Raw genomic sequence first — 14,441 nt, forward strand, 5'->3', positions numbered from 1 at the left:
AGCCTCTGGGCATGTATAGCCCGACCTTCCACGGGGTTCATCCCCTTTCGCGAAAGCGTGGCGCATGCTGCTCCTGATCGACAACTACGACAGCTTTACCTACAACCTCGTCCATTACCTGGGAGAGCTGGGAACCGAGACCCGCGTCGTGCGCAACGATGCACTGGATGTGGCCGGGGCCATGGCGCTGCGCCCCTCGGCGATCCTGTTGTCGCCCGGCCCCTGCGACCCGGCACAGGCGGGCATCTGCCTGGACCTGACCCGCGCGGCGGCAGAGGCCGAAATTCCCCTGATGGGCGTGTGCCTGGGCCACCAGACCATCGGGCAGGCCTTTGGCGGTCGCGTGGTGCGCGCGGGCGACATCGTGCACGGCAAGATGGGCACGATCGCGCATGACGGTAGCGGCGTCTTTGCCGGGCTGCCCAGCCCGTTCCAGGCGACGCGCTATCACTCGCTCATCGTCGAACGCGACAGCCTGCCCGACGATCTGATGGCGAATGCCCGGCTGGAGGATGGCACGATCATGGGCCTGCGCCACCGCGAAAAACCCATCCACGGGGTGCAATTCCACCCCGAAAGCATCGCATCCGAACACGGCCACGCGCTGCTGAAGAACTTCCTCGACACCGTGAAGGAGCCCGCATGAGCGACGATCTGAAACCGCTGATCGGCATCGCCGCCGACCGGCCGCTGAGCCGGGCCGAGGCGGAAAGCGCCTTCGAGGCCCTGTTCGAGGGCCAGGCCACCCCCAGCCAGATCGGCGGCCTGCTGATGGCGCTGCGCACCCGCGGTGAAACAGTGGACGAATTCGCCGCCGCCGCCGCCGTCATGCGGGCCAAGTGTAAACCCGTCGCCGCCCCCGAGGGCGCGATGGACATCGTGGGCACCGGGGGCGATGGCAAGGGCACGCTGAACATTTCCACCGCGACGGCCTTTGTCGTGGCCGGCGCGGGCGTGCCGGTCGCCAAGCACGGCAACCGCAACCTGTCGTCCAAGTCCGGCGCGGCGGATGCGATGGGGGAAATGGGCATCAACGTGATGGTCGGCCCGGATGTCGTTGAAAAGGCGCTGAAAGAGGTCGGGATCGGCTTCATGATGGCGCCGATGCACCACCCGGCCATGGCCCATGTGATGCCCACCCGGATGGAACTGGGCACGCGCACGATCTTCAACATCCTCGGCCCGCTTACCAACCCCGCGGGGGTGAAACGGCAACTGACCGGCGCCTTTACCCGCGACCTGATCCGCCCCATGGCCGAAACCCTGGGCGCGCTCGGGTCCGAGCGCGCCTGGCTGGTCCATGGCGGCGACGGCACGGATGAGCTGTCCATCGCGGGCGTGTCCTGGGTCGCGGTGCTGGACGGCGGCACGGTCAGCGAACGCGAAGTCCACCCCGAAGAGGCGGGCCTGCCGGTCCATCCCTTCGAGGCGATCCTGGGCGGCACGCCCGAACACAACGCGCGCGCCTTTGCCGCGCTGCTGGATGGCGAGGCGTCCGCCTATCGCGACGCGGTGCTGTTGAACGCAGCGGCCGCGCTGGTCGTTGCGGGCCAGGCCAGTGATCTGGCGCAGGGCGTGGCAATTGCCGCCGAGAGCATCGACAGCGGCGCGGCCAAGGCCAAGGTCGAGGGCCTGGCCAAGATCACCTCGGGGGCGGCATGAGCGATACCATCCTTGACCGCATCAAGGCCTACAAGCTGGAAGAGGTCGCCGCCGACAAATCCGCCAAACCGCTTGCGGATGTAGAGTCAGAGGCCAAGGCCGCGCCCCCCGTACGGGGCTTTGGCGCCGCGCTGAGTACCAAGGCCGAAACCGGCCACGGCCTGATCGCCGAGGTCAAGAAGGCCAGCCCCTCCAAGGGGCTGATCCGCCCCGATTTCGACCCGCCCGCGCTGGCGAAGGCCTACGAGGACGGCGGCGCGGCCTGTCTGTCGGTGCTGACCGATACACCGTCCTTTCAGGGGGCCAAGGACTATCTGGTGCAGGCCCATGATGCCACCGCCCTGCCCTGCCTGCGCAAGGATTTCATGTACGACACCTACCAGGTGGCCGAGGCCCGCGCCCTGGGCGCCGATTGCATTCTGATCATCATGGCCAGCGTGTCCGACGCGCAGGCCGCGGAACTGGAGGATGCGGCCTTTGGCTGGGGCATGGACGTGCTGATCGAGGTGCACGACGCCGCCGAACTGGACCGGGCCCTGGCGCTGAAATCGCCGCTGATCGGCATCAACAACCGAAACCTGAAAACCTTTGAAACCACGCTGGACACCACCCGTACACTGGCCGGGCGCGTGCCTGCCGACCGCCACGTGGTCAGCGAATCCGGCCTCTACACGCCCGCCGATCTGGCCGACATGGCAGGCCACGGCGTGCGCCGCTTCCTGATCGGGGAGAGCCTGATGCGGCAGGACGACGTGACCGCGGCCACCCGCGCCCTGCTGGCCGACCCGGTGGCGTGATGGCGGACCTGACCCATTTCGACGCCGAGGGACACGCCCACATGGTCGATGTCTCGGACAAGCCCGCCACCGCGCGGGTCGCCGTGGCCGAAGGGTGGGTCAAGATGACGTCGGAAACGCTGGCGCTGGTCACCGAGCAGCGCGCGAAAAAGGGCGACGTGCTGGGCGTGGCGCGACTGGCGGGGATCATGGGCGCCAAGAAAACGGCCGAGCTGATCCCGCTGTGCCACCCCCTGCCCGTGACCAAGGTTACACTGGGGTTGACGCCAGACCCCGACCTGCCCGGTATCCGCATCGCTGCCACGGTCAAGACCACCGGCCAGACCGGCGTCGAGATGGAGGCGTTAACCGCGGCCTCAACCGCCGCGCTGACGGTCTATGACATGCTGAAGGCCGCCGAAAAGGGAATGGAAATCGGCGGCATCCGCCTGACCCTGAAAGAGGGCGGGAAATCGGGCCGCTACGAGGCGCCGAAATGATCTCGGTCGCCGAGGCGCTGGCCCATATCTTCGATCTGGTCGCCCCCCTGCCGACCGAAGAGGTCGCGCTCGAGGATGCGGCAGGCCGGGTGCTGGCCGCCCCGGTGATCGCCCGGCGGGACCAGCCGCCCTTTGCGGCCTCTGCCATGGATGGCTACGCGGTGACGGCCGCCGATGCCCGACCCGGCGCCAGCCTCGGCGTGATCGGCACGTCGGCCGCCGGGCATGGATTTGACGGAACGCTCGCCCCCGGACAGGCGGTACGCATCTTCACCGGCGCGCCGGTCCCGCCCGGCGCGGATCGCGTCATCATCCAAGAGGACGTGATGCGGGACGGCGACCGCATCACCCTTGGTGACCGGCTGGACAGCGCGGCCCATATCCGCCCCGCCGGGGCCGATTTCGCCTGTGGCGACACCCTGTCTGCGCCCCGGCGCCTGCGGCCCGCCGACCTGGCATTGGCCGCGGCCATGAACGTGCCCCGCGTCACCGCCCACCGCCGCCCGCGCGTGGCAATCATCGCCACCGGGGACGAGTTGGTGATGCCCGGCGAAACCCCCGGCCCCGACCAGATCATCGCCGCCAACGGCTTTGCCCTGACAGCGATGGCCGAGGCCGAAGGCGCCCGTGCGCAGATGCTACCCATCGCGCGCGATACCGAGGCGTCCCTGCGGGCCGTCTTTGCCCAGGCCCGCGATGCTGACCTGATCCTGACCATCGGAGGGGCCTCTGTCGGCGATCACGACCTGGTGGGCAAGGTGGCCGCCGATCTGGGACTGAACCAGAGCTTTTACAAGGTGGCGATGCGCCCGGGCAAACCGTTGATGGCGGGGCGGCTGGGCGATGCCACGATGATTGGTCTGCCCGGCAACCCGGTGTCCGCGCTGGTCTGCGCCCATGTCTTCGTTCTGCCGGCGATCCGGGTGATGCAAGGCCTGCCCGCTGAACCGGCCCCTGCGTCCCGTGCGCCGGTGGCCTGCGATCTGCCAGCAAACGGCCCGCGCGCCCATTACATGCGCGCCCGGATCATCGACGGGCGGCTTGTCCCCTTCGACAGTCAGGACAGCGCCCTGCTGACCATCCTGTCCGAGGCCCGCGCGCTGATCGTGCGGGCGCCCCATGAGGGGCCACGGCAAGCGGGCGAGCGGGTGGATTACCTGCCGCTTTAGCGCCACGCTTGACACAAAACGGGAACATGCGTAGAACATGGACGAACACCCCGGCGGTGACGGAGGTTCCATGCTCACGCGCAAACAACTCGACCTGTTGGAATTCATTCACAAGCGGACCCAGGCCGATGGCGTCCCCCCCTCTTTCGACGAGATGCGGGATGCGCTGGACCTGCGGTCCAAATCGGGCATTCACCGCCTGATCACGGCGCTGGAGGAGCGCGGCTTCATCCGCCGCCTGGCCCACCGCGCCCGCGCGATCGAGATCGTCAAACTGCCCGAAGCGCTGGAAACCAAGCTGGGTAAGACCGGCTTTACCCCCAAGGTGATCGAGGGGGATGCGCCCCCGCCGCCGCCCGCGGGCGCGATGAACGTGGAATCGGTCGGCGCGCTGGAACTGCCGGTGATGGGCCGGATCGCCGCAGGCACCCCGATCGAGGCGATTTCCGAGGTCGCCTCTCACGTTGCCGTGCCCGGCACGATGCTGTCCGGCCAGGGCAGGCACTACGCGCTGGAGGTCAAGGGCGACTCGATGATCGAGGCCGGGATCAACGATGGGGACATCGTGGTGATCCGCGAACAGGATACCGCCCAGAACGGGGAAATCGTCGTCGCCCTGGTAGAGGGGCACGAAGCCACGCTGAAACGGTTCCGCCGCAAGGGCGACATGATCGCGCTGGAGGCCGCCAACCCCGCCTATGAAACCCGCCTGCTGCACAGCCATCAGGTCCACGTTCAGGGCCGGCTGGTCGGGCTGATCCGCAGCTACTGAGTCCAAGGGCGATTGCCGGCCAGACGGCGCGCCCCGATCCGCCTGACCCCATCCCCATCGGGATACAGCGCCAAGGCGCCGGTCGTCCGCAGCATCGTGCGATCAAACAGCGTACAGCCCGGCGGCGGTCGATCCACGCGCTGCGGCACCACCACCCAGCCCGCAGCACAGGCCGGTGCAATACGCTCGGCCCAGCCCCGGCCGCTTAGCAAGGTGATGCGTTGCGCACCGACCATGGCCACCTGCGCCTGGCGCGGCCCGAACAGCCCCGGCCGGGCAAAGGCCGCATCCTGTTCCGCCCGGTCGCCATCGTTTTCCAACCAGCTTCGCGCGACGAACCCGTCGCCTGCGGGCTTGCTCAACGCCCTGCCCTCGGCCGTCATCAGGCCCATCAGCCCGCCGCTTTCGGCGATCAGCAGGACCGGCCGCTGGGCCTGTGCCCACAGCAGCAGGGCCATCGCCATCGGCACCAGCCCCAGTGCCCGCGCCCGCCCCTGCCAGACCACTCCGAAAAGCGCCCCAAGGGTCAGCAGCGGCAGCACCCATGGTCCCGGTGCAACGACCGGCCAGACCGCACCCTCCATCCCCGCGACATGGTCGGACACCGCCAGGATCCAGGCAATGCCCCAACGCATCGGCTCCAGCCCCAGCCCGGCCAGCCCAAAGGGCGCAAGGCACGCGGCCAGCACCGCCGCGGGCATCACCAGCGCGCCCATCAGCGGTACGCTCAGCAGGTTGGCCAATAGACCATACTGCGCCACCTGGTTGAAATGCGCCGCCCCGAATGGCGCGGTCGCGGCCCCGGCCACCGCCGAGGACAGCACCACCGCCAACGGCCCGCGCAGCCAGGCGGGCGGGCGTGGAACCGACTCGGGCAGATCACGCAGCGCGGCAAAGGCGGCCACCAACGCTGTCGTCGCCGCAAAGGACATCTGGAATCCCGCGCCGGTCAGGCTTTCAGGTGTCAGCAGCAAAACGATCAACGCCGCAACCGCGACGGCACGCAGGGTCAAGGCACGGCGGTCGGCCAGGACCGCCCCCAACACCACCGCCACCATGATGAATGCGCGTTCGGTCGCCACGTTGCCCCCCGACAGCGCCAGGTAGACCGCCCCGGCCAGCAGCGCACCGATGGCGGCGATCTTCTTGATGGGCAGGCGCAGGGCCACCGGCGGGATCAGTGCCAGGCCATAGCGCAAGGCACCGAATACGACGGCGGTCAGCAGCCCCATATGCAAGCCGGAGATTGCCAGCAGATGCGCCAGATTGGCATCGCGCAAATCCTGCAACGTGTCGCGTGAAATCGCCGAGCGATCCCCGGTCAAGATCGCTGCGGCAAACGCCCCCTGGTCGCCCGGCATCCGTGCACGCAACGCCCGCGACAGATGCATCCGCGCCCGATGCACCGCCAGCGCAACGCCACGCTCTGGCGGCGCCAGCATCACGGGCGGGCTGCGCGCATAGCCAACCGCCCCCAGGCGCTGAAACCAGGCATGGCGGCGGAAATCGAACCCGCCCGGCTCTGCCGGGGCGGCGGGCGGGGACAGATGCGCGGTCACTGCCAGCCATGTGCCCGGCACCGGGTCCGTCAACCCGCTGGCCCCGTGCAACGAGATGCGGACGCGGGCAGGTGTTTCAGCGGGGTCCAGCCCGGAAATCCAGACGCGATCCAGCGTCAGGCGCGGCACATCGGACTGGGACCGATCCAGCGCGATCACCCGCCCCTCGACCGGGCCGTAAACGCGATAGGGCAGCACCGGCGCGGCGACCTGCTGGCTGCGAAGGGCCGCCACCAGAACCCCTGCCCCGATCAGCGCCGGGATCAGCAACACAGGGGCCAGCCGGGGCAGGCGCCAGGCCAGCACGGCCAGCCCGCCAATCATGGCGCCCGTCACTGCCAGCACGGGGCCGACCGGTTCGACCGGCAGCGCGAAATACAACCCGATCCCCAGGCCCAGCATCACCGCGCTCCACGGGAAGAGATGCCCGCGCTGATGCTCGATCACGGCCATGGGCGGCACGGCTTGTCCTCTCGGCGGCGATCCCCTAGACAGGTCGCAACGCTATCCCCAACATGGTTTCCAAAAGGTTAAGGCGCATGTCCGAGGCCCCTGTCGTCACTCGTTTCGCCCCCTCGCCCACCGGCTTTCTGCATATCGGCGGTGCGCGCACGGCGCTGTTCAACTGGCTGTACGCGCGCGGTCGCGGCGGGAAATTCCTGCTGCGGATCGAGGATACCGACCGCGCACGTTCCACCCCCGAGGCCACGCAGGCGATCCTGGACGGGCTGACCTGGCTGGGCCTGGACTGGGACGGCGAGCCGGTCAGCCAGTTCGCGCGCGCCGATCGCCACCACGAGGTGGCCGAGGCGATGCTGGCAAGCGGCAATGCCTACAAATGTTTCGCTACACAGGACGAAATCGCCGTCTTCCGCGAGGCGGCCAAGGCCGAGGGGCGGTCAACCCTTTACCAAAGCCCCTGGCGCGATGCCGACCCGGCAACACACCCCGATGCGCCCTATGTCGTCCGCCTCAAGGCGCCCCGCGACGGCGCGACGGTGATTGCAGACCAGGTGCAGGGCGACGTGACCGTAAAGAACGCACAGCTGGACGACATGGTTTTGCTGCGCTCTGACGGGACGCCGACCTATATGCTGGCCGTGGTGGTCGACGATCACGATATGGGCGTGACCCATGTGATCCGGGGCGACGACCACCTGAACAACGCCGCGCGGCAAATGCAGATATATCGCGCGATGGGCTGGGACGTGCCGGTATGGGCGCATATCCCGCTGATCCACGGCCCCGACGGCAAGAAGCTGTCGAAACGCCACGGCGCCCTGGGGGTCGAGGAATACCGCGACATGGGCTATCCGGCGGCGGGCATGCGCAACTATCTGGCGCGGCTTGGCTGGTCCCATGGCGATGACGAGTTTTTCACCGACGCGCAGGCGCAAGCGTGGTTCGACCTGGGCGGAATCGGCAAATCGCCCGCGCGGTTCGACTTCAAGAAGCTGGAAAACCTGTGCGGCCAGCACTTCGCCGGAATGGACGATGCTGCGCTGCTGCGTGAATTCGAGGGTTTCCTGAAGGCGACGCAACGTTCCCCCCTTGGGGAGGCGCAAAAAGAAGGTCTTGCACAGGCGCTGCTCCTACTGAAAGGTGGCATCAAGACCTTCCCGCAACTCATTGAAAAAGCGAACTTCGTCTTGGCCTCTCGCCCTATCGAACCGGACGAGAAGGCCGCGAAGGCGCTGGATGATGTATCCCGTCGTATACTGGCAGAATTGACGCCGCATCTGCAAAATGCTAGCTGGACGCGAGATGCGCTGGAGGCGGCAGTCGGCACGGTGGCAGAGGCCCATGGGCTGAAGCTGGGCAAGCTGGCAGGCCCCCTGCGCGCGGCGCTGGCGGGCCGCTCGGTTTCGCCCAGCGTGTTTGACATGATGCTCGTCATCGGCCGGTACGAAACGCTCGCCCGGCTCGCTGACGCCCAGGGCTGACGGCCTCGGCCGATGTGCCCGCACGCCACGGACCGGCGCCGCAACAGGGAGAGCGGCGCAGGTCGCCCGTAACACGGAAAGGGACATTCATGGCCGACAGCACCAAAACCGCGACGCTGACCCTGGGAGACAAATCGGTCGAGCTTCCGGTGCTCAGCCCCACAGCCGGCCCCGACGTGGTCGATATCCGCAAGCTGTATTCGCAGATGGGGGTGTTCACCCACGACCCGGGCTTTACCTCCACCTCGTCCTGCGAGTCCGCGATCACCTTCATCGATGGCGACGAAGGCGAACTGCTGCACCGCGGCTACCCGATCGACCAGCTGGCCGAGAAATCGCACTTCCTGGAAGTCTGCTACCTGCTGCTGTACGGCAATCTGCCGACCGCCGCGCAGCTGGAGGATTTCGAGAACCGCGTGACGCGCCATACGATGGTGCACGAGCAGATGCACCGCTTCTTCTCGGGGTTCCGGCGCGACGCGCACCCGATGGCGATCATGGTGGGCGTGGTCGGCGCGATGTCGGCCTTCTACCACGACTCCACCGACATCAACGATCCCTGGCAGCGCGAGGTCGCCTCGATCCGGCTGATCGCCAAGGTGCCGACGATCGCGGCGATGGCCTACAAGTATTCGGTGGGCCAGCCCTTCGTCTATCCGCGCAACGATCTGGACTACGCGTCCAACTTCCTGCGGATGTGCTTTGCCGTCCCGGCCGAGGAATACGAGGTCGACCCGATCCTGACGCGCGCGATGGACCGCATCTTTACCCTGCACGCGGACCACGAGCAGAACGCATCGACCTCGACCGTGCGCCTGGCCTCGTCCTCGGGGGCTAACCCGTTCGCCTGTATCGCGGCCGGCATTGCGTGCCTGTGGGGGCCGGCCCATGGCGGCGCCAACCAGGCCTGCCTGGAAATGCTGCGTGAAATCGGCACCGTGGACAAGATTCCGGAATACGTCGCGCGCGCCAAGGACAAGAACGACCCGTTCCGCCTGATGGGCTTCGGCCACCGGGTCTACAAGAACTTCGACCCGCGCGCCAAGGTGATGAAACAGTCTGCGCACGAGGTGCTGGACCTGCTGGGTGTCGAAGACAACGAGACGCTGAAAGTCGCGATGGAGCTGGAAAAGATCGCGCTGGAAGATCCCTATTTCGTCGAGAAGAAGCTGTATCCCAACGTGGATTTCTATTCCGGCATCATCCTGGATGCGATGGGCTTCCCGACCTCGATGTTCACGCCGATCTTTGCGGTCAGCCGCACGGTGGGCTGGATTTCCCAGTGGAAGGAAATGATCTCGGACCCGACGATGAAGATCGGCCGCCCGCGCCAGCTGTACACCGGCCCGACCCATCGCGATTACACGGATGTCGAGGATCGTTGATCGACAGGGCGCGCGCCCTTCGGCGCGCCCACAGCCCGCAACGAAAAACGGCCGCCCCGAGGGGCGGCCGTTTCGCGTTTACCGTGCGTGATCTCAGGCCTTGGACAGACGCTCGGCCACGTTTTCCCAGTTGACCAGGTTATCCACGAAGTTGGTCAGGTAGGCCGGGCGCTTGTTGCGGAAATCGATGTAGTAGGAGTGCTCCCACACATCGCAGCCCAACAGCGCGGTCTGGCCAAAGCACAGCGGGTTCACACCGTTTTCCGTCTTGGTGATCTTCAGCGTGCCGTCGGTATCGACCACCAGCCAGCACCAGCCAGAGCCGAATTGCCCCACGCCCGCGGCGGTGAACTGTTCCTTGAAGCTGTCGAACGATCCGAAGCCATCCGTAATGCGGCTTTCCACCTCGGACGGCATCGCGGGCTTGCCCGGACCCATCATCTCCCAGAACTGGGTGTGGTTCCAGTGCTGCGAGGCGTTGTTGAAGATGCCGTTCTGCGCAACGGCGCCGGCCTCGTAGGTGCCCTTGACGATCTCTTCGAGGGACTTGCCCTCCCACTCGGTCCCGGCGATCAGCTTGTTGCCGTTGTCGACATAGGCCTTGTGGTGCAGGTCGTGGTGGTATTCCAGCGTTTCCTTGGACATGCCCAGGTCAGCCAGCGCGTCATGGGCGTAAGGAAGGTCGGGAAGTTCGAAAGCCATATTGGGCCCCTCTCTGTTGACTGCGTCACTTTGCCGTAGATGGAGGCCCGGGCGGGGGAAGGTCAACCCCCGGATGCGAAATACCCGACACCCGATCCGGGCGCGGCGGCATTGACCAGCAACCCGGCAACGTAATCCGCCACGGAACGGAAACAGACCAGCCCGAACACGTCCTCCTCCTTTTGCCAGACTGCGACGGGCACCTGCGCCAGCCGGGTCCGGCGGAACGTACCGGGGGCAAAGCGGGCAGGCGCGAAATCGACCGGCGACAGCTTGGCCAGCACCTCGCGCGCGCCCGGCCCGGTCAGACGGAACTGGGCGCGGGCATCCGACACATCGACGGCGGTGATGTGGTGATCGCCGATCTTGTTGCGCAGTCTTGCCAGCGCCTCGGGCACCTCTTCGCCGGGGACCAAGATCAACACCTCGTCGGGTGCCATCCAACCGACGCCCCGGGCCCCGTTGAAGGCGCAGGACAACGGCCCCGGCAACGGCAGGTCCAGCGCCTTGGCCAGCACGTTCCTGAAGCGGCGGCTTTCCAGCTCGCCCTTCAGCGTGATCATGCCGCGGCCGGACACGGTTTCGATGCGGGCCAGGCCCTCGGTGCAGAGCAGTTCAGACATTCTGCTTCTCCCCTTCGGGGTCGTAGAACACGGGGCTGACGATCCGCGCGGGCTGCGTGCGCCCATCGGTGCGCATGAAGTTCAGCACCTCGCCCATCCGGTCCGGTCCGTGCCGCACCAGCCCCATCGCGATGCCGCGCCCCAGCGTCGGCGAATGGTAGGTCGAGGTCACCCGCCCCTGGGTGTTGCACTGGCCGTTCGCGTTCAGCCCGTCATCCACCGCGTAGGCACCGTCAGGCAACACGCTGCCGTCCAGGGTTTCCAGGCCCACCAGTTTCCAACGGTCGGGGTCGGTCATGTGCACCCGCTCTTGCGCGCGCTTGCCGATGAAATCGGCCTTCTTCTTGGACACGGCCCAGTCCAGCCCCAGATCCTGCGGGATCACCGTGCCGTCGGTTTCGTCCCCAATCATGATAAAGCCCTTTTCGGCCCGCATGATATGCAGCGCCTCGGTGCCGTAGGGCGCGACACCCAGATCGGCCCCGGCGTCCAGGCAGGCGTCCCAGAACGCCCGCCCCTGCCCCGCGGGCACGGCCACCTCAAAGCTGAGTTCGCCCGAGAAGGAGATGCGGTAGACCCGCGCCGGGATGCCCGCCAGTTCGCCCTCAACCCAGCCCATGAAGGACAGCGCCTCGCGCGACAAATCCATACCGCCCAGCCGGTCCAGCAGCACCCGCGCCTTGGGGCCGACAACGGCCACCTGCGCGAACTGCTCGGTCAGGTTGATGACATGCACCTTCAGGTCCCACCACTCGGTCTGCAGCCATTCCTCAAGGTGCGCGTGCACATGCTCGGCCCCGCCAGAGGTGGTGTGACACAGAAAGCTGTCCTCGGACAGCCGCGCCACCACGCCGTCATCCATCAGAAAGCCGTTTTCGCTGCACATCAGCCCATAGCGGCAGCGGCCCGGTTTCAGGGTGGACATCATGTTGGTGTAGACGCGATCCAGGAATTCGGCCGCGTCCGGCCCCGTCACCAGCAGCTTGCCCAGGGTGGAGGCATCCAGCAGACCCACGTTTTCACGGGTGTTGCTCACCTCGCGCTGGACGGCCTGCGCCCGGCTTTCGCCCTTGCGCGGATAGGCATAGGGGCGGCGCCACTGGCCCACGGGTTCGAACACCGCGCCCTGCTCCGTGTGCCAGTCGTGCATTGGCGTCTTGCGCACGGGCTGGAACAGATCGCCGCGCGCCTCGCCTGCGATGGCACCGAAGGTCAGCGGCGTATAGGGCGGGCGGAAGGTGGTGGTGCCCACCTGCGGGATCTCTGCGCCCAGGCTGTCGGCAAGGATGGCAAGCCCGTTGATATTGGACAGCTTCCCCTGGTCGGTCGCCATGCCGAGCGTGGTGTAACGCTTGGTATGCTCGACGCTTTCATAGCCCTCGCGCGCGGCCAGCTGGACATCCGACACCTTCACGTCGTTCTGGTAGTCCAGGAACATCTTCATCCGCTGGGCCGGGCTGGCCCGGCCCGGCATCACCCAGACCGGCTGCATCGGCGCCTCTGCCGGGGCGTCGGCGCGGGGTGGTTGTGCGGTGATCTGGTGCCCAAGCGCCGCAGCAGCCGCCACCGCTGCGCGGGCCGCGTCGTCCAGACAGTCCGTCGCATGCAGCGCGCCGTTGGCGCTGCCTGCCACATGCACGAAGGGCTGGCCATCGGCCCCCGTCGGCGCACGGTCGGGATCGGGCCGGAACATCGCATGGGTGTTGTCCCAAGTCAGCTTGCCCCCGCAATGGGACCACAGGTGCACCACCGGCGACCAGCCGCCCGACATCGCCACCGCGTCGCAGGCGATGGTGTCGGTGGCCAGTCCGATGCCGCCCGCGTTGCCGATGCCCACACCCTTGACCCGCGTGGTGCCCTTGACCTTGACCACCGCCCTGCCGGTACGCACGGGAATGCCGCGCGCGCGGGCCTGTTGCGGCAGCGGGCCGTCGGCCGCATCGCGCGCATCCAGGATGGCAGGCACCTCCAGCCCCGCGTCAAGCAGCGCCAAAGCGGTTCGGTAAGCGTCGTCATTGTTGGTCACGACCACCGTGCGCCGGCCCGGGGCCACCGCCCAGTTCACCACGTAGTCGCGCATGGCCGAGGCCAGCATGACCCCCGGCACGTCATTTCCCGGGAAGGCCAGGGGACGTTCGATCGCGCCGGTCGCGGTGACGATCTGTTGCGCGCGGATCTTCCACAGGCGATGCCGGGGGCCGGGCGCATCCGGCGCATGATCGGTCAGCCGCTCATGCGCCAGAACATAGCCATGGTCAAAGACGCCCGTGCCCTGCATCCGCAGCCGCAGGTGGACATTGTCCATCGCCTGCAACGCGGCGACCGTTTGCGCCACCCACGCGCCCGCGGGCATCCCGTCCACGATCACGCCATCCACGGGCGCGCGCCCACCCCAATGGGCGGTCTGCTCGATCAGCAGCACCTGGGCACCGGATTGCGCCGCGCTCAGCGCCGCCTGCAAACCGGCGATACCCCCGCCGATCACCAGCAGATCGACATGGGCATGGAAATGTTCATAGGCGTCAGGGTCGGTTTCGGTCGGCGCTTGACCCAGGCCCGCCGACTGACGGATCACGGGTTCGTAAACATGCTTCCAGAAGGCGCGCGGCCACAGGAACGTCTTGTAATAGAACCCCGCGGGCAGAAAGCGCGCCAGCCGCGCATTGACCGCGCCGACATCGAAGGCGAGCGAGGGGAACCGGTTCTGGCTTTCTGCCACCAGCCCGTCGAACAGCTCGGTCATCGTGGCGCGCTGGTTCGGCTCGAACCGGCCGCCGATGCCGAGGCCCACCAGCGCGTTCGGTTCCTCTACCCCCGAAGCGACCAGCCCGCGCGGGCGGTGATACTTGAAGGACCGGCCGACCATCATATGGTCGTTGGCCAGCAACGCCGCGGCCAGCGTGTCGCCGGCAAACCCCGTGCATTCCACCCCGTCGAAGGCAAAGCGGCGCGGCGCGCCCCGGTCGATCAGGCGCCCGCCGGTTTCCAGCCGAAAGCTCATTGCCCCGCCTCCCAGTCAAAGCCGGGATGTGTCGCGGCGATCCGGTCGATGATGTCCTGCGGCGGGCGGGTGACCTGCGCGGAATAGGTGCCAAAGACCTGCAAACTGCGGGTGTCACGCGCGGCATGGAACCACTTGCCGCAGCCATGGGCGTGGCGCCAGCGTTCGAAATGAACGCCATAGGGATTCTTGCGCAGGAAAAGGTAGCCTTCGAAGGCTTCGTCTGAGGACCCGGGGCCGTGGCGCGTCAGATGCGCCTCGCCGCCCGGGGTCAGTTCGGTCTCGTCTGCGGCCGCGCCGCAATACGGGCAGGTCAAGCGAAGCATCGCGCCCCCCTGGTCTGGAATTG

13 protein-coding genes are annotated in these 14,441 nt (G+C 67.3%); 8 read left to right on the forward strand and 5 right to left on the reverse strand.

All coding sequences use genetic code 11. From position 1 onward, the window contains the following. The first annotated feature begins 64 nt into the window (after positions 1–64). The 6 genes from EV656_RS06750 to lexA all read left to right on the forward strand — a co-directional run bounded on the left by EV656_RS06750 (position 65) and on the right by lexA (position 4,879). Entirely contained in the window at positions 65–646 is a 582-nt protein-coding gene (locus EV656_RS06750) for an anthranilate synthase component II (RefSeq protein ID WP_132601311.1), read from the forward strand. Then, on the forward strand, positions 643–1,662 hold the full coding sequence (trpD, locus tag EV656_RS06755) for an anthranilate phosphoribosyltransferase (protein WP_132601314.1): 1,020 nt from the start codon (positions 643–645) through the stop codon (positions 1,660–1,662). Before EV656_RS06750 ends, trpD begins: the two co-directional genes overlap by 4 nt. Continuing rightward, positions 1,659–2,459, forward strand: a complete 801-nt coding sequence (gene trpC, locus EV656_RS06760; protein ID WP_132601317.1) for an indole-3-glycerol phosphate synthase TrpC — start codon at positions 1,659–1,661, stop codon at positions 2,457–2,459. The genes trpD and trpC overlap by 4 nt, the downstream gene beginning before the upstream one ends. After that, positions 2,459–2,938 carry a cyclic pyranopterin monophosphate synthase MoaC gene (moaC, locus tag EV656_RS06765; RefSeq protein WP_132601320.1) on the forward strand — a complete coding sequence of 160 codons (480 nt, stop codon included), beginning with the start codon at positions 2,459–2,461 and terminating at the stop codon, positions 2,936–2,938. Before trpC ends, moaC begins: the two co-directional genes overlap by 1 nt. Beyond that, positions 2,935–4,107, forward strand: coding sequence for a molybdopterin molybdotransferase MoeA (locus EV656_RS06770; RefSeq protein ID WP_132601323.1), 1,173 nt, complete (start codon positions 2,935–2,937; stop codon positions 4,105–4,107). Before moaC ends, EV656_RS06770 begins: the two co-directional genes overlap by 4 nt. 70 nt (positions 4,108–4,177) lie before the next feature. Beyond that, positions 4,178–4,879 carry a transcriptional repressor LexA gene (gene lexA / locus EV656_RS06775; protein ID WP_132601326.1) on the forward strand — a complete coding sequence of 234 codons (702 nt, stop codon included), beginning with the start codon at positions 4,178–4,180 and terminating at the stop codon, positions 4,877–4,879. Here the strand turns inward: lexA and EV656_RS06780 are convergent. Continuing rightward, positions 4,873–6,891 (reverse strand): ComEC/Rec2 family competence protein, encoded by a 2,019-nt coding sequence (locus EV656_RS06780; protein WP_132601329.1) that lies wholly within the window; start codon positions 6,889–6,891, stop codon positions 4,873–4,875. The two genes, lexA and EV656_RS06780, sit on opposite strands and share 7 nt — an antisense overlap. A gap of 86 nt (positions 6,892–6,977) precedes the next feature. Here EV656_RS06780 and gltX point away from each other — a divergent pair, with 86 nt between their 5' ends. Continuing rightward, positions 6,978–8,381, forward strand: coding sequence for a glutamate--tRNA ligase (gene gltX, locus EV656_RS06785; RefSeq protein WP_132601332.1), 1,404 nt, complete (start codon positions 6,978–6,980; stop codon positions 8,379–8,381). Positions 8,382–8,470: 89 nt separating this feature from the next. Beyond that, positions 8,471–9,766: a citrate synthase gene (gene gltA, locus EV656_RS06790; RefSeq protein ID WP_132601335.1), complete on the forward strand. Its 1,296-nt coding sequence runs from the start codon at positions 8,471–8,473 to the stop codon at positions 9,764–9,766. 93 nt (positions 9,767–9,859) lie between these two features. Here gltA and EV656_RS06795 read toward each other — a convergent pair whose 3' ends face one another. The 4 genes from EV656_RS06795 to EV656_RS06810 form a co-directional block, all read right to left on the reverse strand. Beyond that, positions 9,860–10,468: a superoxide dismutase gene (locus EV656_RS06795; protein ID WP_132601338.1), complete on the reverse strand. Its 609-nt coding sequence runs from the start codon at positions 10,466–10,468 to the stop codon at positions 9,860–9,862. A 62-nt stretch (positions 10,469–10,530) separates the two neighbouring features. Next, positions 10,531–11,091: a sarcosine oxidase subunit gamma gene (locus tag EV656_RS06800; protein WP_132601341.1), complete on the reverse strand. Its 561-nt coding sequence runs from the start codon at positions 11,089–11,091 to the stop codon at positions 10,531–10,533. Beyond that, the gene (locus EV656_RS06805; RefSeq protein WP_132601344.1) at positions 11,084–14,092 is read right to left on the reverse strand and encodes a sarcosine oxidase subunit alpha family protein; all 3,009 of its coding nucleotides are present in this window, start codon (positions 14,090–14,092) and stop codon (positions 11,084–11,086) included. The genes EV656_RS06800 and EV656_RS06805 overlap by 8 nt, the downstream gene beginning before the upstream one ends. Continuing rightward, positions 14,089–14,418 (reverse strand): sarcosine oxidase subunit delta, encoded by a 330-nt coding sequence (locus tag EV656_RS06810; protein WP_132601347.1) that lies wholly within the window; start codon positions 14,416–14,418, stop codon positions 14,089–14,091. The genes EV656_RS06805 and EV656_RS06810 overlap by 4 nt, the downstream gene beginning before the upstream one ends. Between the last annotated feature and the right edge of the window lie 23 nt (positions 14,419–14,441).

This window comes from Rhodovulum adriaticum (assembly GCF_004345735.1).
In the GTDB taxonomy this organism is placed as follows: Bacteria; Pseudomonadota; Alphaproteobacteria; order Rhodobacterales; family Rhodobacteraceae; genus Rhodovulum; species Rhodovulum adriaticum.

What these genes read in the sequence shown, in the direction of transcription:
- EV656_RS06770 (WP_132601323.1), top strand. Translation starts at nt 2,935, where the DNA reads ATGATCTCGGTCGCCGAGGCGCTGGCCCATATCTTCGATCTGGTCGCC.
- EV656_RS06795 (WP_132601338.1), bottom strand. Translation starts at nt 10,468, where the DNA reads ATGGCTTTCGAACTTCCCGACCTTCCTTACGCCCATGACGCGCTGGCT.
- gltX (WP_132601332.1), top strand. Translation starts at nt 6,978, where the DNA reads ATGTCCGAGGCCCCTGTCGTCACTCGTTTCGCCCCCTCGCCCACCGGC.
- EV656_RS06800 (WP_132601341.1), bottom strand. Translation starts at nt 11,091, where the DNA reads ATGTCTGAACTGCTCTGCACCGAGGGCCTGGCCCGCATCGAAACCGTG.
- trpC (WP_132601317.1), top strand. Translation starts at nt 1,659, where the DNA reads ATGAGCGATACCATCCTTGACCGCATCAAGGCCTACAAGCTGGAAGAG.
- trpD (WP_132601314.1), top strand. Translation starts at nt 643, where the DNA reads ATGAGCGACGATCTGAAACCGCTGATCGGCATCGCCGCCGACCGGCCG.
- lexA (WP_132601326.1), top strand. Translation starts at nt 4,178, where the DNA reads ATGCTCACGCGCAAACAACTCGACCTGTTGGAATTCATTCACAAGCGG.
- EV656_RS06805 (WP_132601344.1), bottom strand. Translation starts at nt 14,092, where the DNA reads ATGAGCTTTCGGCTGGAAACCGGCGGGCGCCTGATCGACCGGGGCGCG.
- gltA (WP_132601335.1), top strand. Translation starts at nt 8,471, where the DNA reads ATGGCCGACAGCACCAAAACCGCGACGCTGACCCTGGGAGACAAATCG.
- EV656_RS06750 (WP_132601311.1), top strand. Translation starts at nt 65, where the DNA reads ATGCTGCTCCTGATCGACAACTACGACAGCTTTACCTACAACCTCGTC.
- EV656_RS06780 (WP_132601329.1), bottom strand. Translation starts at nt 6,891, where the DNA reads ATGGCCGTGATCGAGCATCAGCGCGGGCATCTCTTCCCGTGGAGCGCG.
- moaC (WP_132601320.1), top strand. Translation starts at nt 2,459, where the DNA reads ATGGCGGACCTGACCCATTTCGACGCCGAGGGACACGCCCACATGGTC.
- EV656_RS06810 (WP_132601347.1), bottom strand. Translation starts at nt 14,418, where the DNA reads ATGCTTCGCTTGACCTGCCCGTATTGCGGCGCGGCCGCAGACGAGACC.